Consider the following 26408-nt stretch of genomic DNA (forward strand, 5'->3'; position numbering starts at 1 on the left):
TCGGGCATCGGTGGTCAGTGTAACAGGCTTGGTCAGACGCTCAGCGAATAGACCAGGGCCGAAATGGCCACCAGGCCGACCAGCGTCACGAACACGTTGGACATGTGCCCAGCGTACTTGCGCATGGCCGGCACGCGACGGATCGCGTACATCGGCATGAGAAACAGCAAGGCGGCAATGACCGGGCCGCCGAAGCTCTCGATCATGCGCACGATGTTCGGGTTGAGCGTGGCGACCAGCCAGCACACCAGCAACATGAACAGCGCGGTGAAACGGTCCAGGGCCTTGGCATTGGGTCGACGACCGGATTTCAGCACCAGGCCCTTGATGCCCTCGCTGGCGCCGATGTAGTGGCCCAGGAACGACTTGGCGATCGCCACGATCGCGATCAATGGCGCGGCGAAGGCGATCACCGGGTTGCTGAAGTGATTGGCCAGGTAGGACAGGATCGACAGGTTCTGCGCCTTGGCCTCGGCCAACTGCGCAGGGGACAGGGTCAGCACGCAGCTGAACACGAAGAACAGCACCAGCACCACCATCAAGCCATGGGCGCGGGCCAGGATCTGGCTGCTGCGTTGGTCGGCGTGCTCCCCGTAGCGGCGTTTCTGGTCCACCGCGAAGGCCGAGATGATCGGCGAGTGGTTGAACGAGAACACCATCACGGGAATCGCCAGCCACAGGGTATGAATGAACGCGCCCGGCGCGGGCATCTCACCTGCGGTGGCGAGGATGCCGCCGTTCCAATGGGGGATCAGGTACAAGGCCAGCAGCAACAGTGCGACGATGAACGGGTAGACCATCAGGCTCATCGCCTTGACGATGAATTGCTCGCCACAACGCACCACGATCAACAGGCCCAGGATCAATACCAGCGCCAGCACCGCCCGCGGCGGGGTCTGCATGCCCAGCTGGTGCTCCATGAAGCTGCCAACGGTATTGGTCAGGCCGACGCTATAGATCAGCAGGATCGGAAAGATGGCGAAGAAATAGAGCAGCGTGATCAACGCCCCGGCCTTGATGCCGAAATGCTCTTCCACGACGTCGGTGATGTCGGTCCCGGCACGTCCGGACAGCACGAAGCGAGTCAGGCCCTGGTGCGCGTAGTAGGTCATCGGAAAGGCGAGCACTGCCAGAATCATCAGTGGCCAGAAGCCGCCGAGGCCGGCGTTGATCGGCAGAAACAGCGTGCCGGCGCCGATCGCGGTGCCGAACAGGCCCAGCATCCATGTGGTGTCGTGGCGGTTCCAGGGCGTCAGCGCGGCGGGCGCCTGCGCGTATCGGGGGTCAAGGCTGTTGGCTTGCTCGTTCATCCGTTCGAATCTCCGCTTGCCGGTGTTCAATCGATGGCCGGAAGCGGAAAAACGTGCAGCTGGCAGCGCCCCGGCCTTGAAAAGGGGCGTGATTGTCCAAGATTGTGCAAGGAAAGCAAAGGGTTACTCGAGCAACGGTGCGCCAAAGGCATTGCGACCCCTCGCCTAGGCGATGGATTGCAACCACAGCGCGTGCAACGGCGTGCAGACCGCTTGACGAAACAACCTTTCAAGAACAACATTACAAGTGGAACGTCGTTACAATAATAAAATCCTGGAGCAATCCCATGAGCGATACCTTGCAACCCGACCCGAATTCCAAGCGCCAGTCGAGGAAAGCCGCCGCCAGCGGGTGGATAGGATCGGCGCTGGAGTACTACGACTTTTTCATCTACGCCACTGCTGCGGCGCTGCTTTTCCCGCAACTGTTCTTTCCGACAGACAACCCCACTGTCGGCATCATCGTCTCGCTGGCCAGCTTCGGTGTCGGCTACGTCGCCCGACCGATCGGTGCCGTGGTGCTGGGACATCTGGGCGACCGACATGGGCGCAAGACCGTGCTGGTCTACTGCATGTTCCTGATGGGTTTCTCCACGCTGAGCATCGGGCTGCTTCCCACCTACCAGCAGATCGGTGTATGGGCGCCGGCGATATTGATCTTCCTGCGCCTGGTGCAAGGCTTCGCCGTCGCAGGCGAAGTGTCCTGCGCCAGTTCCATGACCCTGGAGCATGCACCCGACGGGCGTCGCGGATACTTCGCCAGCTTCACGCTGCAAGGCGTACAGGCCGGGCAACTCCTGGCCGCGGCAGTGTTCCTCCCGCTCGCCCAGTTCATGCCTGCCGATCAGTTCGCTGCCTGGGGCTGGCGGATTCCGTTCCTGCTGAGCGCCGTGGTACTGGTGGCCGGTTGGATCATCCGCCGTGAAGTTCATGAAGCCCCGGTGTTCACCGAAGCGAAGACTCACGCCAAACCCGAGAAATTGCCTGTGGTCGAAGTGATCACGCAAAGCTGGCGAGATGTGCTGCGGGTGATCTGCATGGCGCTCTCTGCGGTGCTTGCCATCGTCGCCTCGGTTTTCGGCGCAACCTATGCAGTTCAGCCTGCCTACGGGATTGGCTTCCCTTCCGGGGTGTTCATGTGGATCCCGGTACTGGGCAATTTGTGTGCAGTCGTTCTCATCCCCTTCGTTGGAAAGCTTTCTGACAGGATCGGCCGTCGACCTCCGGTCATCGTAGGAGTCCTGTGCGGCGGGCTGCTGTCATTCGCTTATCTCTACGCGATCAGCATTCACAACCTGTGGCTGTCGCTGATTCTGTCGCTGCTCATGTGGGGCGTGGCGTACCAAGGGTTCAATGGTGTGTTTCCAAGCTTGTTCCCCGAACTGTTCCGTACCCGGGTTCGTGTCACGGGTATGGCAATCGGTCAGAACATCGGCGTGGCCTGCACGGCGTTCCTCCCTGCCCTGTTCGTCACCATTGCGCCTCCCGGAACCGAAAACATCCCCCTGAAAATCGGCGCATTGACGTTCGGCATCTGCGCCATCTCTGCAATCGCCGCGTTCACTACCCGTGAAACCTACCGCGTACGCCTCAAGGACCTGGGCGACCCCAATGCCGTCCCGATGTCGAAGGAGGAATATGAACGGGTGCAGGCACTGTCCAGCCGCAAGCCGGCAATGAACGTACCGCAATCGGTGTCGGTAACACGTTCCTGACGAGCAGCAGGCGGACTGTCGACGTACTGTTCAAGGCTCTGCGCAGCGCCACACGCACCTGGACGACGCAGGCAGAAGGTGACGACACCTTCTGCCTGCGCCGGACGGCCCTGTGGCAACCGCAGGACCTGACACGCCACCACCATCAATAAGGAATGAATGTGTGAACGTTGTTCTCCTGGAAGTAAGCCATTGGCACACGCCGCTATACCTGGATGCCCTGGAGCGGCTGGCCGATGTCACCGTCACGGCGATATCCGACGCCACCGGAACGCGCGGCGCCGCCCTGGCCGAACGCTTCGGCGCAAGGCTCTTCGATGATTGGCAGACCCTGTTGCAGCACCAGCCAGCTGACTTCGCCTTCGCCTTCGGCCCGCACGATGAACTCCATGACATGGGCAAAACACTGATAGAGCGGCGCATCCCGTTCGCCATGGAAAAGCCCTGCGGGCTCACTCGGCAGGAAGTGCTGGAGTTGCAACGACTGGCCGAAGCCGCTGATCTGTTCGTGGCCGTACCCCTGATCTGGCGGCACAGCGAACTATTGAGCCGGCTCAAAAGTGCGGCGCTGCACACCGGCGCCAAATGGAGGACTCAGTCATTTCGATTCAATGCCGGCCCACCCGATCGCTACCTGACCAACAGCTGTGCCTGGATGCTCGACCCAAGACGCTCGGGAGGCGGCTGCACGATCAATCTGGCCGTTCACTTCGTTGATCTGATCGAGCAGATTTGCGCCGAACGCATACGCAGCGTTTCTGCGGTCATGTATCGTGACCCGCAACTGGCGGCCGTGGAAATTGGCTCCATGATGACCTTGGTAACCGAGAGCGGCTGCATCTGCACCATCGAAACGGGATACAACTACCCGGCCAACACCCCGGAACAGCGTGAGTATTCATTTTCATTGTCGAGCGATCGGTTCTACGCCCGTTCGACCGCAGAAGGCATGCGTGTGATTGATTCCAACGGCCAGGCCAGCGACCTGCAGATGAGCCTGAACTCGGACGTGTATTACGACAACTTCGTGACCGATGTTCTCGCTGCCGATCGTGACACTGCCTATGGGGGTGCAAGACTTGCGACAATGCATACAGTCCTGAGTATCATCGAGGCTGCCTATGAATCGGATCGCCTGGGTGGTTTTCCCGTTCGGCTCTAGCATCGTGAATCAAAGTTGCCTGGCGTCGGCCGGCAGCGTAGAGGATTGGAAACTTGTCGCATATTGGACGTTACTTCAACACCCTGGAACTGCTGCTTGCTCATCCGGGTGGTCTTTCTCTGTCTGAGATCAGCGAGCAGACCCAAGTTGCGATGGCAACGGCTCACCGCATATTGAGCGCGCTTCGAGAAAGGGGATATGTTTGTCAGGACGAACAGGATCACTACCGCTTGACGCTGAAGATTCCCAGCATGGGCATGAGTTTCATCAATGAAACGGGATTTGCCAGAATCATGCAGCCATTGCTGGATGACCTGGCCGTTGAAACCGGCGAGCACGTTCGGCTGGCAGAGGTCGCGGAGGATCATCTGACCTGGGTACTTCAGGCCACCAAGAACACTCGGGGCCTGCAATACCGCCGGGCCCTGGATGAAAAGATCATCCCGCACACGACCGCGGCAGGAAAAGTGTGGCTGTCGACCATGCGCGACGAGCGCGCCATGCGGATCCTGTCAGCCTGGGACATAGAAAACACCCGAGACTACGCAGGCCCCAAGGCGCGTGTTTCGATTCGCGACATTTTCGATGACATAGCCTTGATTCGTAGCGAAGGACATGCGGTCGTGCGCGAGGAAGGCGAAGTCGGCGTGTGCGTAGTGGCAGTGGCCGTCTTCGACGCCTCGCGCCCAGCCAACACCGCGCCTGTGGGGACTCTGAGCATTGCCGGCCCCATAGCACGCATGCGCGAAGAAACGCTTGATGCACACCTGGCAAGCCTCAAGCGTTCAGCCATCAAGCTGGGCGAACACTGGGCGCTCTGGAATTCGGTGAGCGAAGCGTGATTCGTTGCCCCATCGCGCGCATGCTTGCGCTGCGATATGCCAAGTAACGTCCCAAGTGCCTGGTCCCTTCTGATCCCGGCGTCGGCAACGGATCGCATGGCAGGCCCTGAGGGCCTGCAAACCCGTGGGCTGCCTATGGAATTTTCCATCCCTTGGCGCGCAGGTCCGCCACACCCTTGTTCAGTTCGTGCAACGCGTTTTCCTCGCGGATAATTTCCAGCACGCAGTTTTCGATACCGCAGGTGGCCTGAACGGCCTCACCCAGCCCTACGAAGTCGACTACACCGGTCCCAACCGGATCATGCCCCCAGACATCCATACCGGTGTCGGACACGTGCACAAATTCGATAGCAGCATGGTAAGCCAGCAAGCTCGCGACCGGATCTTCAGCGATGTACGCGGCGTTGGCGATGTCGTAGACAACCCTGACCGTATCATCGTTTAGGGTTTCGACCACTTCTGCCAGTTGCGGCATCGTGGGGGTGAAGCAGTACGGCGTGTTTTCGAGAAGCAGCCGGACACCGGCCTGCTTCGCCATCGGTGTCAGCACCGCAAGGCTTTCGTACATCCAGTCGTAGGTCTTTTCCAGTGGCGGGGAAATCATCGGTCGACGAGTGCCAGGGGATATCACCACCTCTTGCGTACCCCAGGCGGCGGCCAGATCGATCACTGCCTTGATGTGATCGATACTTTTCCGACGCATGTTCGCAGCGGGGCTGGCCAGATTGATGTCATAGCCGCCAGCGTTGAGGGACCTGACCTTGGCACCGTAACCCAGCAGCCGCACGTAGGCTTCGGACTGCTGGGCAGTCGAGAGTTCCACGGGCCAGCAATGAGGCGAACTGACAGGCACTTCGAACACGCGATGCCCGTGCTCGGAAAGTTCGGCGATGGCATCGATGGCCGTGGACGCCCATAGGTAGGAAAACGTGCTGATGATCATACTCAAATTCCCTTCTTGTTATTGTTTCGACGAAATGGAAAAGGCCACGGACTATTGATCCGGTGATTGGCCAAGGCCATACAACGCCTCGGTCTTACTTGGCTGGAAGATCGCCGCAGTAGCCGCCAGGACAGGATAAAACAAACACCAAAAAAACATAATGGAATCGAGTTACGTTGTCAATTCGATTGCAAAGCACAAGCTGTTTTCGTATGTTGGCATTGTTTCGAATGTCCCGGTTCAAACAACGACATCCAATAAATCCAATAAGAAGGACTGCATCAATGAGAGCTCTGGTCAGTGGTGGTAGCAGTGGTATCGGCGCGTCGGCCTGCATGAGAATCGCGGAGGCGGCGCTGGCTCGAGGAGTCCAGCCTAGAATTGCGGTCTGTGGACATGCCCCGAATGACACACAGAAAGAAGTCGTCAGGTCCATCGAGGCCATGGGAGGAGTCGCCATTTCACTGTGCGGGGATCTCGGCAAGGATGAAGTACCGAGTCAACTGGTGGCGACAGCGGTCGCGGAGTTCGGCGGGCTTGACGCCCTGGTGGCCAATGCCGGCATCGCCAGCCCTGGCAAGATTTGCGACCTGACGCTTGCAGATTGGGACGATATGTTTTCGGTCAATCTACGCGGCGCCTGGCTCCTCGCCAAAGCCAGTTACCCGCATTTGCGCGAGAGCGGTGGTGCGGCCTGTTTTACCTCTTCGATGTCCGGCCAGATTCCACATGCCGGCTCGGGCGCCTACAGCCCGACCAAAGCGGCATTGACGATGCTTGCCCAGACACTGGCCCTGGAATGGGCGCCCGAAGGTATCCGCGTCAACGTGGTCTCTCCGGGCATGACACACACACCGATGTCCGAAAAGATCTACGCTGACCCACAACTCAAGAAAGCCAGGGAGGCAATCATCCCGTTGGGCAGGATTGGCCAACCGATCGATATCGCAAACGTGATCGAGTTTCTGGTCAGCCCATTGTCAGGATACGTGACGGGGCAAGATATCTGCGTCGACGGTGGCTTCTCCAAGTCCATCCTCAACCACATACCCGGCCGGCCCGGCTCGAAATCCTGATCACGGCAAAGGCCAAGCGTCGTCAGCGCTGAACCGGAGCATGGTCCAGGGCAATCCAGTCCGCGGTATCCAGCGCGGACATGGGCCGGGCGAAGTAGTAGCCCTGCACATAGCGGCAGCCCAATGCGACCAACGCCTGAACCTCCTCTCGGGTCTCCACGCCCTCGAAAATGCAATCCAGGTCCATGTCCTGGGTCAGTGCGAGCAAGGATTTGACGATTTTGTAACTGGCCGGCTTCTCGTGCAGGCGGGCGACGAAACTGCGATCGACCTTGAGTTTGGTCAATGCCAGCGCATGCAGGTGACTGAGGCTGGAATAGCCGGTGCCGAAATCGTCCAGGGAAATGCCGCACCCCAACGAGCGCAGGGTGGCGATCGCTTCCTGGACCAGATCCAGATCCTTGAGGGTCGCCGTCTCGGTGATCTCCAGGTCGACCCGACTCGGATCGAACAGCCCACTGGTGAGCAGCTGGACGATGGCCTGGACTGCGTCGGGCGAACCGCAGTCATGGGCCGACAGGTTGAAGGAAAGACGAATCGGCGCCGGCCAGGCCGCGGCACCCCGCAAGGCCTTGGCCAGCAGCGGCAGGGTCAGGCGATTGATCATGCCGCTGCGCTCGGCGACCGGAATGAACTGGCCGGGCGGAACCGGCCCCAGCTCCACGCTCTGCCAGCGCGCCAAGGCCTCGAAGGCGACGGTGGCACCGGTCTGCAGGTCGACGATGGGCTGAAAGGCGACATGGAATTCACGCTCGAGATCCGCACGTCGCAAGGCCTGTTCGGTGATGATCGCGCTTTGCAGCTGCTTGCGGTGCGCAGCCGAGAACAGCGACATATGGCCGACGAAATGGTGCTTGCTCTGGTACAGAGCGTAATCGGCGTACTCGAACAATTCATGGGCATTGCCGGCCAGATCGGGAAAGGTCGCCAGACCCATGGACGCGCCCACCTGGATCGGCACATCGACCAGCAGGTAGGGTTTGCTCAGTTCCACACAGATGCGTTCGGCAAACAGGGAAATCTCCAGGTTGTCGCCACAGTCGGGCAGGATCAGCGCGAATTCGTCGCCTCCCAGGCGCGCGACCTGGACGTTATCGGGCAGCAACGCAGCCAGGCGTGTGCCGACCTCGGCCAGCAGGCGGTCGCCGACGCTGTGACCGTACAGGTCGTTGACCGGCTTGAAGCCATCGAGGTCGAGGATGCCCACGCCCAGGCGTTGGCCCTCCTCGCCCGCCTTGGCCAGGCAGGTGTCCAGGCAGTTGAAGAACCAGCGCCGGTTGGGCAATCCGGTCAGGCTGTCCTTGTTGGCCAGCAGGAAGTTCTCGTCGCTTAGGGCTTCGCTGCGCGCCTGGGCGTTCACCAGTCCGGTGAAGTTGCGATAGTTGTTCTGCAGCACCACCAGCATGATGCCGGTGACCAGCAACACGTTGACGCTGGTGGCGATGAAGGTCGGGTTGTCGGTGGAGGCAAAGAATGCGACGAAGGCGACGTTGACCACCACCGCCGTCATCAGGGCCGCGGAACGCAGGTGCATCAGGCAGAAAATGCAGCCGATCACCGTAATGGCCATGTAGAAGGCCACGTGCGCCTTGGCATAACTGTCGCCATAGGGAAACAGCGCCAGGGCCCAGACCGTGAAACCGATGGCCACCACGCAGCAGATACGGTTGGTCCGCGCGAGCGCCTGGGCGACCTCGACGTCGTCGGGTTGCTGCTGCCAGCCTCGACGCCAGGCCACCGCCCGCACCAGGCTGATGATGGTCAACACCAGAGGGATGTGCACGGTCATCCACACCGGCGAACTGGCCATGTGGGTAAAGGCCAGTGCCCAGCTGTTGATCAGCAGGATGAAGTACATCAGAGGAATCTGCCTGGCCAGGGCCTTGTACTGGGCCGCGAGCAGACGCGAGTTGCCTTGAGGTACGCTGCACAGCCGTTTGATCAGAGCGAACAGGCCGGTGCAGGAAAAGCGTCTGGTCGTAGACATCATGTCCGAATGTATGGCTGTAATCAGAGGGTGTCGGCCGAACTCAGCTTTACTGTAGCCAACCGGACGCGATCGAGGCGGTTTATTTGTGTGGTCCGACAGGCTGGGTGCTGGCGGTGTCGGCTTTACCGCCCAGGTACCAGCCCACCACGCCCCACAGCGCGGCGCAGGCGGCGCCCACCAGCGCGATCAGCACCACGCCCTGACCGAGCAGGTCGAGCAGGCTCTTGACCCAGCCGCTGAAGGCGTCGCCACCGCGGTAAACCACGGTGTCGATGAAGTTCTTCGCCTTGTACTTGGTTTCTGCGTCCAGCGGCGCAAACAGCATCTCGCGCCCAGGTCGCACGAACGCGTATTCACCGATGCGCCGGGCAATCATCAGCCCCGCCAGCATGGCGAAGCTCGGCGCCAGCGCCAGGCCGATGAAACCCAGGCACACCAGCGCCGGCACCAAGGCCAGCAAGGTCCTAACCCCCAGTCGCTGCGCCAGCCGGCCGGTGATGAACAGCTGCGCGGTGAGTGCGCCGGCCTGAACGACGAAATCGATGATGCCGAATACCCGGACCTGTTCCTCGCGGCTGGGGAACAACTCGGCCACCAGGCGCGCCTGCTCGAAATACAGAAAGGTGCTGACCGTGGCCAACAGCACCACGAAGGCGCAGACGCCCAGCAGGTAGCGCGATTGCAGCACACGGGTCAGCCCGCTGAACGGATTGCCAGCCACCGGGCGGCGCGGGTTTTCGGCCTGAGCGGCGCCGGGCCGCCCTGCCCCGTGCACAGCGCGCCAGCTCATCAACAGGTGCTTGAGGGCGACGGCGATGGCAAGCAACACAGCGGCCAGTACCGACAGGCCGCTGGGCCCCATGACACTCACCAGCAAGGCGCTCAGGGCCGGGCCGACGAGACCGCCGACGCTCGCGCCCGCGGCGATGAACGCGAACAGGCGCTTGGCCTGTGCGCCATCGAAGACGTCGGCCATCAGGCTCCAGGCGACCGAGATGACGAACAGGTTATAGACCGAGATCCACACATAGAACACCCGCGCCAGCCAGATGCCCTGTTCCGCAGCGCCAAACGCAACGGCGAAGAGCAACAGATTGCCGCAGAAAAAGCCGTAGACCCAATCGATATAGTGAAGCCTGGCCACCCTGGAGTTGAGCCAGCCAAACAGCGGCACGGCCACCAACATGGCGATGAAGGTGGCCGTGAACAGCCATTGCAGGTTTTCCACACCGCCCTGAATGCCCATCGACTCGCGGATCGGTCGCAGCATGAAATAGCCGCAGAACAGGCAGAAGAACAACGCGAACCCGGCCAGTGCGGCCTGCCCCTCGCCAGGACGGGCATTGATCACCTGCGTGAAGCGCGCAGCGATGGGGGTCATGGAAGACGCACCTCAGGCAAACTCGGTGGCAATGCGCTTGAGTTGCTCGGCATTGGGCAAACGACCCTGGCCGGCGAGCAGGTTGTCGAGCACATAACGCGGCTGCGACGTGGCGGGAATGACGGCGGTCGCCGCAGGATTGGCCAGGACGAACTTGAGCATCAACTGCGCCCAGGAACTGGCATCCAGCTCGGCGCTGGCCCATTCAGGTACGGCACGACCCTTGACCTTGGCGAACAGGCGGCCGGCTTCGAACGTCCGATTGATCAAGGTGGCGATACCCTTGTCGGCGCAATACGGCAGCAGCTTGCGCTCGGCGTTGCGCGCACCGATCGAGTAGTTGATCTGCACGAAGTCGACGGGCTCCTGCTTCAGCACGGCCAACAGCTCATCCTGGGCCGACTCCACGTAGTGCGTCACGCCAATGTAGCGAATGCGGCCCTGGGCCTTGAGTTCGCGCAGCAGCGCCAACTGCGTGCGGGTGTCCTGCAGGTTGTGAACCTGAATCAGATCGATCCTGTCGGTGCGCAGCGCCTTGAAGCTGGCCTCGATCTGGCGCATACCGGCCTCGCGGCCGGTGGACGAGACCTTGGTCGCCAGAAACACCTTGTCGCGTGCGGCGGCTTGAGCCACCAGCTCGCCGCTGACTACTTCCGCCCGACCGTAGCTGGGCGCCGTATCGATGACCTTGGCGCCGCCCGCTACGAACGCCGCCAGCACCTCGCGCAGAGGGGCCATGTCCGCCGACTCCGGCTCTACATTGAACGTCTGGGACGTACCCAGTCCGATCACGGGAAGCAACTCACCGGTCGCCGGTATCTTGCGTTGCAGCAGCGGCTGCGCCGCGAACGCCAGGCGCGACATCAGCGGGCCACAACTGGCCAGGGCGCCGAGCGCGGCGGTGTATTGAACGAACTGGCGGCGAGTCGGCATGGCGCTGCTCCTTGAGATCTTTCACGCGAAATGTGGGGAGGCTTCCTACAGAGGGGCGGAGCTCAGTATGGCGAAGTACGGATCACAAGGGGCGCAGATGTCTGCTGATGAAACATGAAGATAAAAATTAGCCACTCACCGCATTTCGCCTGGCACAAACAAAAAAGCCCCCGGGCAATGAAATTGCGCCAGGGGCGTTGTGTGTCGAGTCGACCCGTTCAAGCGGCCGATACGGCGGGACTCAATGCATGAACAGCGCGATCAGGATGATGATCGGGATAGGCACACCGAGAAAGAACAAAAGAATCGAGCGCATGGCAGTACTCCTTGATCAGCGAATCGAAGTGGGTGTGTGGGTGCGGGTACGGTCGCGTTCATGCCAGACCACGGCATCGCGGCTGCGGCCACCGAAGGTTGCTGCGAAGCTGGCGAAGAATGCGCCGCAGAGCAAGGCAACGAAGGTCCACAGTGCAGTGGCGGCAGCGACTTTCTTGGCAGTGTCAGCGGCCTGGCGGGCAGCCAGTTCAGCGTCCTGCACCGATTTCAGCGCTTGACCGTAGACCTGATCGACACGCTGCTCGGCCTGGGCTTGAGTCAGGTTGGTGCGCTGGCTGACCAGCTGTGCCAGGTAGGCACGGTCTTCGACGGCGAGCTGTCCATCGTTGCTCACGGTACGGGCAAAGATGCGGGTCACCACGGCGTGTGCCGCGTCATCGCTGACCGCGACGGGACGGTTGTCACGAAACAGCATGTCCACGAAGTAACCATAGGGGTCACTCGCGCTATCGCTGTTGGAGCTCGCGGCTGCGACGGACGCCCCACCGGCGACGCTGGCAGTGGCCTGCACACCGCTGCCGATCGCACTGCCCACCGAACCCAATACCAGCATGGCGGTGACCAACGAAGCAACGGCCCAGGCCAGGAAGCCATGGGCGGTGTCGCGGAAGTACACTTCATCGCCATGCATATTGGCCCACTTGACCCGCAGCCGGCCGGCCAGATAGCCGCCCATGCCCGATGCAGCGATTTGCGTGAAGGTCAGCCACAGGACGGTCGAGACGCCGAGAGTCGTGGCGCTCACCCCTTTGTCAGCCCACGGTGATACGGCCGAGAAACCCAGGCCGAAGCCCAGTACGACGAGAATCATGGAAAGTGCGGAGGCAGCAGCGGCGCCGGCGAAGATCGCGGCCCAGGAGACTCCCGAGTGATTGGAGCTGTCCGCGGAGGCGGATAGCGCGGCAGGAGGAAGGTGTTCGGCAGGGCTCATCATTGTTGTCGTGCTCCTAGCAGGTTGAACCTGTGTGATCGCTCACGTGCGGTTTGCCAGGGATACCGGTGCACACACCATGCCAGCCGATTATTGCCAGATACCTACATAAATCAGCTAGTTATAAGACAAAGCTAGAAGCGAGTTCAGGCAGAATGCCCGAATCGAGGCTGATCGACCGGGCTTTTTGCATTATTTTGAAACGTAAAATAGATTGACTATTACACTGTAAAACTCACGGCGCAGTGGTGTTTTTCTGCTCCGCCGGATAGAACTCCCCTTCCATGTTCTGTTTTTCCAGGGACGCACGCAGCAGTGCTTCGGCCGCACCCACCTCGGCATCATCGTCAACGTTGGCGACCACCAGCCACAGACGCTGCAGATTCTGTTCGTGAGTCCCTTCACTGAGCATGTCGTGGCTGACGGTAGGTTGCCCGCGCCAGAAGCATTTGCTATCGACCTCGCTTTCCACGTCATAGGTGCACTTCGGCCCTGCCAGCCAGATTTCGCTGACGGTGCGCAGATTGGCTCGTTCGATGTCTTGTTGCTGAATTCGGAGTGTCATGGTGAAGACCCATTGCGAAGGAGCGGTAGGGCTTTGAACCCCGGGCGCATCGCCAAGTTCTACCGGGAGTGACACTATTGTGTACAGGCTTGAAACCATCGGGAGATCGAACATGAAAGCGACGATTGCAGTGCTTGCACTGGGCGTTGGACTGGGCCTTGCGCTGGCTTCGGCCGAAGCCAGCGACGCCAATCCGCTGGTAGCCGAACGTTGGCAGAGCCGCCCTTTGATCGTGATCGTCCCCAACGCTCAGGACGCGACCCTGGTGGAGCTGCGGGAAGCCTTGGGCAAGCCAGACGCCCGTGAAGGGTTCGTCGAACGGGAGATGGTGCTGTACGAGATCGTCGCGGGTGCCGCCAGCCGCAATGGCCAGCCGCTGAGCGGTTCAGCCAGTGCAGCACTGCTGCAGGCGGTCGGGCATCGGGGCGATGCCGGGGCGCGGGTGATACTGGTGGGCAAGGACGGTGGCATCAAGGTCGACCGGCCAGGGCCGGTCGATCCCGAGTCGCTGTTCACTACCATCGATCGCATGCCGATGCGCCAGAGGCAGTGAGCCGAGCCTCAGATGCCTTCGCGGGCGATGTCCATGGCGAAGTAGGTGAAGATCAGGTCCGCACCCGCACGCTTGATGGCGCCCAGGCTCTCGCGCACGAGACGCTGCTCGTCCACGGCCCCGGCCTGGCCGGCGAACTTGATCATGGCGTATTCGCCGCTGACCTGGTAAGCCGCCAAGGGAAGCCGCGAGGCTTCGCGGATGTCGCGAATGATGTCCAGGTAGGCCCCGGCCGGTTTGACCATCAGTGCATCGGCGCCTTCCTGCTCATCGAGCAACGACTCACGCACCGCTTCGCGGCGGTTCATCGGGTTCATCTGGTAGGTCTTGCGGTCACCCTTGAGCGCCGTACCACCGGCTTCGCGGAACGGCCCATAGAACGAAGAGGCGAACTTGGTCGAGTAGGCCATGATCGACGTATCGAAGAATCCGGCTTCGTCCAGCGCACTGCGAATCGCCTGCACCTGACCGTCCATGGCCGCCGACGGCGAGATGAAGTCGGCACCTGCCCGTGCGGCCACCACGGCCTGCTTGCCGAGATTGATCAGGGTGGCATCGTTGTCGACATGATCACCGTGCAGGACACCGCAGTGCCCATGGGAGGTGTACTCGCAGAAACAGGTGTCGGCCATCACCACCATTTCCGGGACGGTGTCCTTGCAGATGCGCGCGATACGCGACACCAGGCCGTTTTCGTTCCAGGTGTCACTGCCGTCGGCGTCCAGATGGTGGGACACGCCAAAGGTCATCACCGACTTGATGCCGGCACGCGCGTAGCGCTCGATTTCGCCGGCCAGCTTGGATTCGGGGATCCGCATGACTCCCGGCATGCTGCTGATGGGAACGAAGTCGTCGATTTCTTCTTCGACGAAAATCGGCAGCACCAGGTCGCCTAGGTTGAATTCGGCTTCCTGGAACAGATCGCGGAAAGAAGCGTTGCGGCGCAGGCGGCGGGGCCTGGCGGAAGGAAACTGGCTGGGCATCATGGATTCCACTGGTAAGGGCATACGGCATCGAACGGCCAAGCTTAGGCCGGGACGCAGGCGTGGGGCAAACCGGATTTCGATAAAGCTGCGTTGCATGCCCGGTAACAATTTGCCCGGAACGGCTGGCTCGAGGGCGCCGACACGGCACCGGGCGCTTGCAACGCAACTTACCCGGCCGCCGGAGGGTCAACCCTGACGACATCTTCACCGCGATTTCCTCGCGAACTCAATGTGGGATCGAATCGACATGCCTAATCAAGCTCCAACTTCAGCCTCCTCCGCCGCCAACGACCAATTGTGCATCAACACCCTGCGCACCCTGGCGATGGACGCGGTACAGAAAGCCAATTCCGGTCACCCCGGCACCCCGATGGCCTTGGCCCCGGTCGGCTACACCCTGTGGAGCCGCTTCCTGCGCTACCACCCTGAGCATCCCGACTGGCCCAACCGCGACCGCTTCGTGCTCTCCGCCGGCCATGCCTCCATGCTGCTCTATGGCCTCCTGCATCTGGCCGGTGTCGAGGAAATCGACGCAGACGGCACCAAGACCGGCCAACCGGCCATCAGCCTCGACGACATCAAGAAATTTCGCCAGATGGACTCGAAGACCCCAGGTCACCCGGAATACCGTTACACCACCGGCGTGGAGACCACGACCGGCCCGCTCGGGCAAGGGTGCGCCAACAGCGTGGGCATGGCCATGGCTCAGCGCTGGCTCGGCTCGCGCTTCAACCGGGACGATCTGAAGCTGTTCGATTACAACGTCTACGTGATCTGCGGCGACGGCGACATGATGGAAGGCGTCAGCAGCGAAGCCGCGTCGATGGCCGGCCACCTGAAGCTGTCGAACCTGTGCTGGATCTACGACAACAACACGATCAGCATCGAAGGCCACACCGAGCTGGCCTTCAGCGAAGACGTGATGACTCGCTTCAAGGGCTACGGCTGGAACACGCTGCACGTGACCGATGCCAACGATACCGAGGCGCTGGCCAAGGCATTCGAGCAGTTCAGCCGGACGCACGATGCGCCGACCTTGATCATGGTCGACAGCGTGATCGGCTATGGGGCGCCGAACAAACAGAACACGGCCGCTGCTCACGGTGAAGCCTTGGGCGACGATGAGATCAAGCTCGCCAAGAAAGCCTATGGTTGGGATGAGAACAGCAGTTTCTCGGTGCCTGAGCAGGCCGCTCACCATCTGCGCGACACGCTGCTGACCCATCACGGCGAACGTTATGAGCAGTGGGAGCGCCAACTGCAGACCCTGAGCGAGCGGGAACCGGAGCTGGCCGAGCAATTGCGACGCATGCGGGCCGGTGAAATGCCAGAAGGCTGGGAAGCGGAACTGGAAGCCTTCGACACCGACGCCAAAGGCCTGGCGACGCGTGCTGCCGGGGGTAAGGTGCTGAATGCGTTTGCCAAGAAGATCCCCTGGTTGCTGGGTGGATCGGCCGACCTGTCGCCTTCGACCAAGACCAACCTGACCTTTGACGGAGCCGGCAGCTTCTCGGCCACGGAGCCCGGTGGCCGCAACCTGCACTTCGGCATTCGCGAGCACGCCATGGGCGCCATCGCCAACGGCCTGGCGCTGTGCTACATCCGACCCTACACCTCGACGTTCCTGGTGTTCAGCGATTACATGAAACCGCCGATTCGCCTGGCGGCGATCATGGAGTTGCCGGTGGTGTTCGTGTTTACCCACGACTCGATCGGTGTGGGCGAGGATGGGCCGACCCACCAGCCTATCGAACATCTGACCCAACTGCGGGCCACCCCGGGGTTGTTGACGTTACGTCCAGGTGATGCCAATGAGACGACTCAGGCCTGGAAGATTGCCTTGGCACAGACCGATCGGCCTTCGTGCATCGTGCTGTCGCGCCAGCCCATGGCGACGTTGGATCGTGAGCGCTTCGCCAGTGCCGAAGGCGTTGCTCGGGGCGGTTATGTCCTGGCCGATAGCGACAAACCGCAGGTGATCCTGATTGCCACCGGCAGCGAAGTGGGCTTGGCGGTTCAGGCCTATGAAGAGTTGCAGGCTCAGGGCATTGCGGCGCGGGTCGTGAGCCTGCCCTGCTGGGAGTTGTTCGAGGACCAGGACGCCGGATACCGTGAGCAAGTGCTGCCAGCGGCAGTCACCGCCCGCGTGGCCATCGAACAGGCTGGGCCGCTGGGCTGGGACCGGTATGTCGGCGCGACGGGCGCGAAAGTGGTCATGAACAGCTTCGGCGCCTCTGCACCGATCGACAAGTTGCAGGCCAAGTTCGGGTTTACCGTGGACAACGTAGTGAAGTTGGCCAAGGAGCAGATTGGTTGATTGCGCGGATGGTGTAAGGGTATGCGGTGCGGCCGGACGCGGCTTGCGCCGCTGCTACCGGGTTCGCGGTGGGTCCGGATGAACGCGGTGTGGCCGGACGCGGCTTGCGCCGCTGCTACAGGGGTGCGCGGTGTTTGTAGCAGCGGCGCGAGCCGCGTCGGTGGTGGATGCGGTGTGTCTGGATGAACGCGGTGCCGTCAGGCGCGTTACACACGAATACGGTTTGCGATGGCGCAGGCGATGGCTAAAATGGCGGCTTTCGCATGCGCCTTTCGCATGCACCCTGCCGTGAAGCCGATGACATGCCCTTCGACCTTCTTTCCAGCCTCAGCGTTACGCCGAGCGTTCTGCTCATTCTCGTGTTGGTGGCGTTCATCGCCGGTTTCATCGACGCCATTGCCGGCGGCGGTGGCCTGCTAACCACCCCTGCCCTGCTCACCGCCGGCCTGCCGCCGCACCTGGTGCTGGGCACCAACAAACTGAGCTCGACCTTTGGCTCGGCCACGGCCGGCTACACATTCTATCGCCGCAAGCTGTTTCATCCTCGTCAATGGAAGAATGCCCTGCTGGGCACCTTGCTAGGGGCTTTCCTCGGCGCGGGGGCCGCGCATTACATGCCCGCCGAATGGCTGAACAAGATGCTGCCGGTGATCGTCTTCGCCTGCGGTCTGTACCTGCTGTTCGGGGGCACACCCAAAGCCCCACTGGACAGCGACGCGCCGATCAAGCGCAAATGGCAACTGCCCCAAGGCCTGACCCTGGGCTTCTATGATGGTGTCGCAGGCCCCGGCACCGGAGCCTTCTGGACCGTCAGCACGCTGCTGCTCTACCCGCTCGATCTGGTTCGCGCCAGCGGCGTGGCGCGCAGCATGAACTTCGTCAGCAACATCGCGGCACTCACGGTGTTCATCGCCAGTGGCCAGGTCGACTGGCTGATCGGTTTGAGCATGGGCCTGGCGGTCATGGTCGGCGCCTTCTTCGGCGCGCGCACCGCGATTGGCGGCGGGGCCAAATTCATTCGCCCGGTGTTCATCACGATCGTCCTGGCGCTGACCGTACGCCTAGCCTGGCAGCACTGGTTCGGGCAGGCCTGAGCGGCGCGCCACATAGAGGTCGATGAGGTGCCGGGCAATCGATCGCCCAGCCGGCAGGGCCGGCAACGCGTCGATGTGAAACCACTGCGCGTCCTCGATCTCGTCCAACTGCGGAACGATCTCGCCGGCCGCATATTCGGCGTGAAAGCCCAGCATCATCGAATGGGGAAACGGCCAGCACTGGCTGCCGATGTACTGAATGTTGCGAACGGTGACCTGCACTTCCTCCATCACCTCGCGGCGCAGGCAGTCCTCGGCCGATTCGCCCGGCTCGGCAAAGCCTGCCAAGGTGCTGTAGACACCCGGAACGAATCGCGGCGAACGCGCCAGCAGCACCTCGTCGCCACGGGTGACCAGCACGATCATGCTCGGCGAGATCCGCGGGTAACTGCGCAGCTCACAGCGTGCACAATGCATCGCCCGCTCGCCCTGGACCTGCTGCATGGGCCCGCCGCAACTGCCACAGAACCGATGCTCACGCGCCCAGGTGCCAATCTGCGCGGCGTAGCCGAGCATGCGATAAACCTGAAAATCACCTTCGAGCATGAACTGACGCAAGCCTTGCCAATGGCAGTCATCCGGCGTATCCGGGCTGCGCAGTTCGAGCAGGTAGACCGGCTGGCCATCGAAATGGCCGATCCCGTGTTCGGCCAGGATGTCCAGGGGTTGCTGCTTCAGCCATTGGCGCTCGAACAGCACGCCTTGGGCAGCGCAGAGAAACCCCTGGCTGCTACGGGCGACCGCCAGGCCGCCGGGTATCGCGGTATCGAGTACCGCCGTGGTCCAGCGTTCACTCATCGAATCCAATCCTCGTTTGCCACCGTTGCCCGATCATTCCACACACACGCCGGCTGTCGCGGCTGCGCGAGCCTGAGCCGGGTTCTGCGCGCGGTACAGGTTGAGCGCGGTGTTGATGATGCCCAGCTGGCTGAACGCCTGGGGAAAATTGCCCAGCATGCGCGCCGCCTTGGGGTCGTACTGCTCGGCCAACAGGCCGACGTCGTTGCACAGACCGGCCAGACGCTCGAACAGACGTTGGGCGTCAGCCATACGGCCTTGCAGCACATAGACATCGGCGAGCCAGAAAGAGCACACCAGAAAAGTCCCCTCGCCCGGGTCCAGGCCATCGACGCCATGGGCCGTGTCGTAACGCAGCAGCAGACCGTCGCGCATCAACGTGCTCTCGATACGGGCCACGGTCGCCACGACACGTGAGTCGTCTGGCGGCAGGAACCCGGTCAAGGCGATCTGCAGCAGGCTGGCGTCGGTATGGGTCGAGCCATAGGCCTGGACGAAATGGCCGTGTTCGGTATCGATGCCCCGACTGCACACCTGAGCATGGATCCGGTCGGCGACGGCGCGATAGTGCTGGGCTTGCGCGCGGCCCTCTTCGGTCGGCTCGGCAAGGGTCGCTGCGCGGTCGAACGCCACCCAGGCCATGACCTTGGAATGGGTGAAATGCTGGGGTTCGCCGCGGATCTCCCAGATGCCTTCGTCGGGTTGTTCCCAGATGCTTTCCAGGTACGGCAGGATCACGCGAAAGATCGCGGCACCGCGGGGATGACGGGGCAGACCGGCGCGAATGGCCTGGCTCATGGCGTCGGCGACTTCGCCGTACACATCCAGCTGGCGCTGGGTCGCCGCGCCGTTGCCGATGCGAACCGGCGCCGAACCCTCGTAGCCGGTCAGCCACGGCAAGGTCTGCTCGGGCAATCGGCGCTCACCGGCCAGGCCGTACATGATCTGCATCTGCTCGGGGTTGCCGGCGACCGAGCGCATCAGCCACTTGCGCCACGCGGCCGCCTCTTCGTAGTAGCCCAGGTTCATGAACGCCAGCAGGGTCATGGTCGCGTCGCGCAGCCAGCAATAGCGGTAGTCCCAGTTGCGCTCCCCGCCCAGTTGTTCGGGCAGCGAGGTGGTCACGGCGGCCACGATGCCGCCGGTGGGGGCATAGGTCATGGCCTTGAGGGTCAGCAGCGAGCGTTTCACCAAGGGCGTCCAGCTGCCGACATCCGGGCAACGCTGGGCGAACTCGCGCCAATAGCGTTCCGTTTCAACCAGGGACAGTTCAGCCTCCACCGCCGGTTGCACGGGCAGATGCGAGGGCTGAAAACTCAAGCGGTAGCACAACTGCTCGCCGGCTTCGACCGTGAAGCGGCTACCGGTGCGGTGGTCCACGGCGTGCAGATCGGAGGCGCTGCGCAACACCAGCATGTCGGGGCCGGCCACTGCCGTGAGCGTTCGTGGCTGAGCCTGCTCGACCCACGGCACACTGCTGCCATAGTCGAAACGCATGACCAGCTCCATGTCGAACTCGACCTGTCCGCTCAGGCCGACCACCGTGCGCACCACGCAGTCCTGCTCGCCGACCGGCATCCAGTCGACGAGCATGGCGCTGCCCTGCTCGGTATGAAACACCGTCTCCAGAATCATCGTGCTGTCGCGGTAGCGTCGCTCGGTACCGGTCAACGGCTGGCTGGGACAGATACGCCAGCGGCCGTTGTCGCTGCTGCCCAGCAAGGCGGAGAAACAGGCGGGGGAATCGAATCGGGGAAAGCACAGCCAGTCCAGCGACCCGCAGCGGTCGACCAGGGCAGCGGTACGGCAATTGCCCAACAGGGCGTAGTCTTCGATCAGCGCCGGCATGGAACCCTCATGACCACTGGCGCGGACCGGGAACGGTGCGCGCCTGGAATCTACATCAACGTTGCGCGCGCGGCAGGATCAGTTCGTGAATGGCCTGCGCCACGCCATCCTCGGCATTGCTGGCGGTGACCGCATCGGCCTGCTCGCGCACGACCTGCTCGCCCTGGCCCATGGCCACGGAAAATCCGGCACGCTTGAACATGGCCACGTCGTTGCCGCCGTCGCCCAGCACGGCCGTGTTGGCCAGTTCGATGCCCAGACGCTCTGCCAATGTGGCCAAGGCTTCGCCCTTGTTGGCCAGCACCGCCGTAATGTCCAGGTAGTACCGCTGCGAGCGCGCCGCGATGGCCTTGCCGTGCAACGGCGCCTGCAACTGCTGTTCAAGGTCGACCAACAGCTGGAAGTTGCCGGAGGTGGCGACCATCTTGTGCACACGATCCAGATACGGCGTGAAGTCTTCGACGATCAGCGGCTCGTAGCCCAGCGCGTGCAGTTCCTTGGGGAAATACTCGGCCTTGCGATCCCGCGCCAGCCACTGGTCGTCGGCGAACACCCAAACGTCCAGAGCGTGTTCGGCGAACAGCGCCAGGCAGATGTCCACGGCTTCGCGGTCGACCCAGTGGGACTGCAGTTCGCTGCCATCGGCATTGATCAGCACACCGCCATTGAACGCAGCGGTCGGCAAGTCGATGCCCAAGGCCTCGATCTGCTGGCGCATGGCCCGCGGTGGACGGCTGCTGGCCAGGGTGAACTTCACCCCGGCCGCGCGCAGCTGCGCCACGGCCTCGATCACCGCGGGGCTGAGGCTGTGGTCGGGCATCAGCAGGGTGCCGTCCATGTCGCTGAGGACCAGCTGGATGAGGTGATTCGACGGCGCACTCATCCCAGACGATGCCAGTGGTGGCCGTCGCGGGCCAGCAGCTCGTCGGCCGCCTCCGGACCGTCTTCGCCCGCTGCGTAGGTGGCAATGCTGCCACCCTCGCGCCAGGCATCGAGGAACGGCTGCACTGCACGCCAGCCGTTCTCGATGTTGTCGGCCCGCTGGAACAGGGTCTGGTCGCCGATCAAGCAGTCGTAGATCAAGGTTTCATAGCCGGTGGACGGCTGCATCTGGAAAAAGTCCTTGTAGGCGAAGCCCAGCTTGACATTCTCCAGTTCCATGGCCGGTCCCGGACGCTTGGCCTGCAGGTCGAACCACATGCCCTCGTCGGGCTGGATCTGGATCTTCAGGTAGTTGGACTTGAGCCTGTCCACCTCGGTGTCACGAAACTGCGCGTAGGGCGCGGGTTTGAAGCAAATGGCGATCTCGGTATCGCGCACGCTCATGCGTTTGCCGGTGCGCAGGTAGAACGGCACACCCACCCAGCGCCAGTTGTCGACCATGACCTTGAGCGCCACGTAGGTTTCAGTGGTGCTCTGGGGATCGACCTTGGGTTCTTCGCGGTAACCGGGTTTATCGCCCTGTCCCGCCGTGTACTGGCCGCGCACCGAGTTCTTCAGGGCATCAGCCTTGGACCACGGCCGGATGGCACCGATGACCTTGGCCTTCTCGCCGCGAACCGCATCGGCGCCAAAGGCTGCTGGCGGTTCCATGGCGATCATGGCCAGCAACTGGAACAGGTGGTTGGGCACCATGTCACGCAGGGCGCCGGTCTGGTCGTAGAAGTTGCCACGGGTCTCGACCCCGACCGTTTCGGCCGCGGTGATCTGCACGTGGTCGATGTAGTGGTTGTTCCAGAACGCTTCGAAGATACCGTTGGAAAAGCGACTGACCAGGATGTTCTGGACGGTTTCCTTGCCCAGGTAATGATCGATGCGGTAGATCTGCTTCTCGCTCATGACGCTCAACAGACACGCGTTGAGCGCTTCGGCGGAAGCCAGGTCGTGACCGAAGGGTTTTTCGATCACCACCCGGCGAAAGGCGTCGGGCTGCTCCTTGAGCAACCCGCTGCTGCCCAGTCGCTGCGCCACTTCACTGAAGAAGCGCGGCGAGGTGGCCAGGTAGAACATGGCATTGCCGGTGCCGTTGACTTCGATGCGCTCGGCAATGGCCTGGTAGGTGGCCTCGTCGAGGAAGTCACCGGAAATGTAGCTGATGCGCTTGCGCAACTTGGCCCAGAGCGCCGGATCGAGCACCTTGTCCGGCTCGTCGACGCCCTTGGCCCGCGCCTGTTCGATGATGAACGCTTCGAGCTTCGCGGCGAAATCCGCGTCACTCACCTCGTTATGGTCGACCCCGACGATGTGCAGACCGTTGTCCAGCAGTCCGTCCCGGCTCAGGTTGTACAAGGCCGGCATCAGCAAGCGTTTGACAAGGTCGCCATGGGCGCCGAACAGAAACAGGGTTGACGGTGGAGCGGCATCTACTTTCGAGGTCGCTCTACTCATTTGGGAACCTCGACATGGCCGCCGAAGCCGAAACGCATCGCCGAGAGGATCTTGTCACCGTAGGTGGCGTCCTGACGCGAGCGGAAACGGGCGAACAAGGCGCTGGAGAGCACCGGTACCGGTACCGCCTGCTCGACCGCAGCGTCGATGGTCCAGCGACCTTCGCCACTGTCCGATACCACGCCGGAGTACTGGGTCAGCTGCTGATCGCTGGCCAGAGCATCGGCAGTCAGGTCCAGCAGCCAGGACGAAACCACGCTGCCTCGGCGCCAGACTTCGGCGATGTCGGCCAGGTTCAGGTCGAAGCGCTGGTCTTCGGGCAGCTCGCTGCTGGATTTGGTCTTGAGGATGTCGAAGCCTTCGGCGAAGGCCTGCATCATGCCGTACTCGATGCCGTTGTGGATCATCTTGACGAAGTGACCCGAACCGGCGGGGCCTGCATGGATGTAACCACGCTCGGCACGGTCATCCGGGCTGTTGCGGTCGCGGGTGCGGGGAATGTCGCCCATGCCGGGTGCCAGGCAGTCGAACAACGGGTCGAGGCGTTCGAAGATTTCCGGCTCGCCACCGATCATCATGCAGTAGCCGCGGTCCAGGCCCCAGACGCCGCCGGAGGTGCCGACGTCGACGTAGTGCAACTGGCGCGCCTTGAGGTCGCGTGCACGGCGGATGTCGTCCTTGTAGAAGGTGTTGCCGCCGTCGATGATGACATCGTCCGGCTCCAGCAGGTCAGCGAGCTGGGCGATGGTGGCCTCGGTCGGAGCCCCGGCGGGCAGCATGACCCAGACCGCGCGCGGCGTGTCCATCTTGCTCACCAGATCGGCGAGATCGGCGGCACCGGTAGCGCCCTCACCGGCCAGGCCATGCACCGAATCCTGATTGCGATCGAAGACCACCGTTTGATGACCAGCGCGCATCAGCCTTCTGGCGATGTTTCCGCCCATGCGGCCCAGCCCAATGATTCCCAGTTGCATGCGAGAGCTCCACTCTATGTTGCTTGAAAAAGATATTTCTTGAACGGTGATGTCCTGGAAGCGGGTCAGGGTATTACCCGAACGAGCCTCCAAGTTAGTCCCGGACGATACCGGGAAGTTTCCGAGTATACCTTTGGTCGGTTGCGGGGCTGGCCAAAAAACTTGAATTTTTGTCGATTTCATCAAGACGCGCTTCTGGAACGGTACACAAATCGCAATGGTTTTGTTCCAAGACCCGTGACGGTTCGCCAACAGGCTCGAGCAAGGGCCGCGAAGCCGCCAAAACGCCCACCGCACAAGGCCTGTAGGACGAGTGTGCCAATAATAATCGCCCGTCAGTCGCGCGCCCGGCCCAAAAAAATGGCGGATCTCCTACACTCAGGTCACAGGCGATCTATCGCTTGGAAATCCGATGCAAAAAACTCGAAACTTTTTGCAAATCAGACAGGTCAGGATAGGAAGCAGGTTATTTGATGTTTCTTGTCCGCCAAACCTGCTATCCCGTGAATCATTGCAGCCTGCGGCAGGAACGCCGTTGTCTGCAGCGCCTGTGCGTGTGTCAGCGGGAAGCGCTAATCGATCAGCGCTTTTTCAGAGTCAGGATCTGCCATACAAGTACGTAATGCACGGGAGAGAACAATGATCAGTGCCGCTGTCGAAAACCACGGAGAGCGTTTCAACAGGCAAGCGGCGGAACCCGCCCACTTGCAGGTTCCCACGCCTACCAGCAAAGCACTGCAGACGCCGTCCAGCGTCCACAAGCAAAAAGTTCTTTTCGTGACATCGGAGATCGCCGACCTGGTCAAGACCGGCGGCCTGGGTGACGTGTCGGCTGCGCTGCCACGTGCCATGAGCCAGGTTCACGACGTTCGTGTGCTGATTCCCGGCTACCCGCAAGTGTTAAACAGTGACAATCCGATTCATGTGGTTGGCGAATTGAGCGGCCACGCTGCCCTGCCGCCCTGCAAGATCGGTCGTATGGACATGCCCGACGGGCTCGTCATCTACGTACTGCTCTGCCCTGAGCTGTACGAACGTGACGGCACTCCTTATGGCGCCAACAACGGTCGCGACTGGCCGGACAACCATATTCGCTTCGCTCGCCTGGGCCTGGCTGCTGCCGATATCGCAGCCGGTCAGGGCATGGTCCACTGGAAGCCCGATCTGGTTCATGCCCATGACTGGCCGGCCGGTCTGGCGCCTGCCTACATGCATTGGCGCGGGCTGAACACACCGACGTTGTTCACCATCCACAACCTGGCCTACCAGGGTGTTTTCAGTCGTGCCTGCTGCCCTGAATTGGGCGTGCCCAGCCATGCGATGCAGCAGGACGGCATGGAATTCTTCGGCAAGTTGTCGTTCCTCAAGGCCGGCATGGCCTATTCGAACCATATCACCACGGTGAGCGCGACCTACGCCGAAGAGATCACCACCCCTGAATTCGGCTGTGGCCTTGAAGGTTTCCTCAGCAGCAAGGCGCAGCAGGGCAAGCTCAGCGGCATTCCCAATGGCATCGACGCCAGCTGGGAATCGGCGACCGACCCGCACCTGGTGTGCCCGTTCAGCTTGAACGACTGGGAAGGCAAAGCCGTCAATGCCGCCCACGTGCGCGAGCTGTTCGAGATCGACGATTCGGACGGCCCATTGTTCGCCGTGGTGTCCCGCCTGGTTTACCAGAAGGGCCTGGACCTGACTGAAGGCGTTACCCAGTTCATCGTCGAGAACGGCGGCCAGGTGGTCATCATCGGCCGCGGCGAGCCTGAAGAAGAGCAAGCCATGCGCGAACTGGCCCTGCGTTTCCCGGGTCGCGTCGGCGTACGCATCGGCTTCAACGAAACCGACGCCCGCCGCATGTTCGCCGGCAGCGATTTCCTGTTGATGCCTTCGCGCTATGAACCCTGCGGCCTGAGCCAGATGTATGCACAGCGCTTCGGTTCCTTGCCGGTGGCGCGCAACACTGGCGGTCTGGCCGATACCATCGAAGACGGCGTGACGGGCTTTCTCTTCGGCGAATCGACCATCGAAAGCTATCAGGCCGCCTTGGCCCGTGCCTTCTATGTGTTCGACAAGCCTGAACTGCTGAATGCCATGCGCTGCCGCGCCATGACCCAGCCGTTCAACTGGAGCGAAGCGGTCGAACCCTACGCCGACCTGTACAAGACCCTGGTGCAAGGCAGCAAGCGTTCCGCGGCTCATCGGTAACGGCAGTCACTCAGTCACGGCAACTCATCAATAACGGCAACTGATCAATGACGGAAGAGGTTTC

21 protein-coding genes are annotated in these 26408 nt (G+C 61.9%); 8 read left to right on the forward strand and 13 right to left on the reverse strand.

Annotated elements, in window-relative coordinates; all coding sequences use genetic code 11:
* Positions 1–32: 32 nt before the first annotated feature.
* Positions 33–1310: a serine/threonine transporter gene (locus tag ABMD26_RS01420; protein ID WP_134722217.1), complete on the reverse strand. Its 1278-nt coding sequence runs from the start codon at positions 1308–1310 to the stop codon at positions 33–35.
* Positions 1311–1597: 287 nt separating this feature from the next.
* Between ABMD26_RS01420 and ABMD26_RS01425 the strand changes: the two genes are divergently transcribed.
* The 3 genes from ABMD26_RS01425 (at position 1598) to ABMD26_RS01435 (ending at position 5029) form a co-directional block, all read left to right on the forward strand.
* Entirely contained in the window at positions 1598–3025 is a 1428-nt protein-coding gene (locus ABMD26_RS01425) for an MFS transporter (protein ID WP_134722216.1), read from the forward strand.
* A 163-nt stretch (positions 3026–3188) separates the two neighbouring features.
* On the forward strand, positions 3189–4187 hold the full coding sequence (locus ABMD26_RS01430) for a Gfo/Idh/MocA family protein (RefSeq protein ID WP_354307101.1): 999 nt from the start codon (positions 3189–3191) through the stop codon (positions 4185–4187).
* A gap of 53 nt (positions 4188–4240) precedes the next feature.
* The gene (locus tag ABMD26_RS01435) at positions 4241–5029 is read left to right on the forward strand and encodes an IclR family transcriptional regulator (protein ID WP_354307103.1); all 789 of its coding nucleotides are present in this window, start codon (positions 4241–4243) and stop codon (positions 5027–5029) included.
* Positions 5030–5162: 133 nt separating this feature from the next.
* Here ABMD26_RS01435 and ABMD26_RS01440 read toward each other — a convergent pair whose 3' ends face one another.
* Positions 5163–5972, reverse strand: coding sequence for a sugar phosphate isomerase/epimerase family protein (locus ABMD26_RS01440; RefSeq protein ID WP_049860171.1), 810 nt, complete (start codon positions 5970–5972; stop codon positions 5163–5165).
* Between the two features lie 284 nt (positions 5973–6256).
* On the opposite strand from ABMD26_RS01440, the gene ABMD26_RS01445 reads away from it, so the two are divergent.
* Positions 6257–7048, forward strand: coding sequence for an SDR family NAD(P)-dependent oxidoreductase (locus ABMD26_RS01445; protein WP_192068641.1), 792 nt, complete (start codon positions 6257–6259; stop codon positions 7046–7048).
* A 22-nt stretch (positions 7049–7070) separates the two neighbouring features.
* On the opposite strand, the gene ABMD26_RS01450 is transcribed toward ABMD26_RS01445, so the two are convergent.
* From ABMD26_RS01450 to ABMD26_RS01470, 5 genes are all read right to left on the reverse strand, one after another.
* Positions 7071–9035 (reverse strand): putative bifunctional diguanylate cyclase/phosphodiesterase, encoded by a 1965-nt coding sequence (locus ABMD26_RS01450; RefSeq protein WP_354307106.1) that lies wholly within the window; start codon positions 9033–9035, stop codon positions 7071–7073.
* A gap of 82 nt (positions 9036–9117) precedes the next feature.
* Complete coding sequence (locus ABMD26_RS01455; RefSeq protein WP_354307108.1) at positions 9118–10419, reverse strand: NTP/NDP exchange transporter; 1302 nt, start codon at positions 10417–10419, stop codon at positions 9118–9120.
* Positions 10420–10431: 12 nt separating this feature from the next.
* The gene (locus ABMD26_RS01460) at positions 10432–11352 is read right to left on the reverse strand and encodes an aldo/keto reductase (RefSeq protein ID WP_354307110.1); all 921 of its coding nucleotides are present in this window, start codon (positions 11350–11352) and stop codon (positions 10432–10434) included.
* A 331-nt stretch (positions 11353–11683) separates the two neighbouring features.
* Entirely contained in the window at positions 11684–12619 is a 936-nt protein-coding gene (locus ABMD26_RS01465) for a hypothetical protein (RefSeq protein ID WP_122742390.1), read from the reverse strand.
* A gap of 235 nt (positions 12620–12854) precedes the next feature.
* On the reverse strand, positions 12855–13184 hold the full coding sequence (locus tag ABMD26_RS01470; RefSeq protein WP_049860166.1) for a hypothetical protein: 330 nt from the start codon (positions 13182–13184) through the stop codon (positions 12855–12857).
* 112 nt (positions 13185–13296) lie between these two features.
* Between ABMD26_RS01470 and ABMD26_RS01475 the strand changes: the two genes are divergently transcribed.
* Positions 13297–13737: a DUF4174 domain-containing protein gene (locus ABMD26_RS01475; RefSeq protein WP_354307112.1), complete on the forward strand. Its 441-nt coding sequence runs from the start codon at positions 13297–13299 to the stop codon at positions 13735–13737.
* Positions 13738–13745: 8 nt separating this feature from the next.
* Here the strand turns inward: ABMD26_RS01475 and hemB are convergent, their stop codons facing one another.
* Positions 13746–14720: a porphobilinogen synthase gene (gene hemB / locus ABMD26_RS01480; RefSeq protein ID WP_354307114.1), complete on the reverse strand. Its 975-nt coding sequence runs from the start codon at positions 14718–14720 to the stop codon at positions 13746–13748.
* Positions 14721–14970: 250 nt separating this feature from the next.
* On the opposite strand from hemB, the gene tkt reads away from it, so the two are divergent.
* Together tkt and ABMD26_RS01490 are read left to right on the forward strand one after the other, a co-directional pair.
* Positions 14971–17040, forward strand: a complete 2070-nt coding sequence (tkt, locus tag ABMD26_RS01485) for a transketolase (RefSeq protein ID WP_354307116.1) — start codon at positions 14971–14973, stop codon at positions 17038–17040.
* Positions 17041–17342: 302 nt separating this feature from the next.
* A complete protein-coding gene (locus ABMD26_RS01490) occupies positions 17343–18134 on the forward strand; it encodes a TSUP family transporter (RefSeq protein ID WP_310793135.1) in 792 nt (263 codons plus the stop codon).
* Here the strand turns inward: ABMD26_RS01490 and nudC are convergent.
* Genes nudC through gnd form a run of 5 tightly spaced genes read right to left on the reverse strand, consistent with a single transcriptional unit; the run spans position 18102 to position 24142 of the window.
* Positions 18102–18932, reverse strand: a complete 831-nt coding sequence (gene nudC, locus ABMD26_RS01495) for an NAD(+) diphosphatase (RefSeq protein ID WP_320521968.1) — start codon at positions 18930–18932, stop codon at positions 18102–18104. The two genes, ABMD26_RS01490 and nudC, sit on opposite strands and share 33 nt — an antisense overlap.
* A gap of 33 nt (positions 18933–18965) precedes the next feature.
* Entirely contained in the window at positions 18966–20780 is a 1815-nt protein-coding gene (locus ABMD26_RS01500; protein WP_354307118.1) for a glycoside hydrolase family 15 protein, read from the reverse strand.
* Positions 20781–20835: 55 nt separating this feature from the next.
* Entirely contained in the window at positions 20836–21663 is an 828-nt protein-coding gene (locus tag ABMD26_RS01505; RefSeq protein WP_354307120.1) for a Cof-type HAD-IIB family hydrolase, read from the reverse strand.
* Positions 21660–23168, reverse strand: coding sequence for a glucose-6-phosphate dehydrogenase (gene zwf / locus ABMD26_RS01510; RefSeq protein ID WP_049860159.1), 1509 nt, complete (start codon positions 23166–23168; stop codon positions 21660–21662). The genes ABMD26_RS01505 and zwf overlap by 4 nt, the downstream gene beginning before the upstream one ends.
* Positions 23165–24142: a phosphogluconate dehydrogenase (NAD(+)-dependent, decarboxylating) gene (gene gnd, locus ABMD26_RS01515; protein WP_049860158.1), complete on the reverse strand. Its 978-nt coding sequence runs from the start codon at positions 24140–24142 to the stop codon at positions 23165–23167. The genes zwf and gnd overlap by 4 nt, the downstream gene beginning before the upstream one ends.
* Positions 24143–24781: 639 nt before the next feature.
* Between gnd and glgA the strand changes: the two genes are divergently transcribed.
* Entirely contained in the window at positions 24782–26344 is a 1563-nt protein-coding gene (glgA, locus tag ABMD26_RS01520; protein WP_134722204.1) for a glycogen synthase GlgA, read from the forward strand.
* The last annotated feature ends 64 nt before the right edge of the window (positions 26345–26408 follow it).

The sequence above is a fragment of the Pseudomonas sp. PvP001 genome (assembly GCF_040546375.1).
Lineage (GTDB): Bacteria > Pseudomonadota > Gammaproteobacteria > Pseudomonadales > Pseudomonadaceae > Aquipseudomonas > Aquipseudomonas coleopterorum.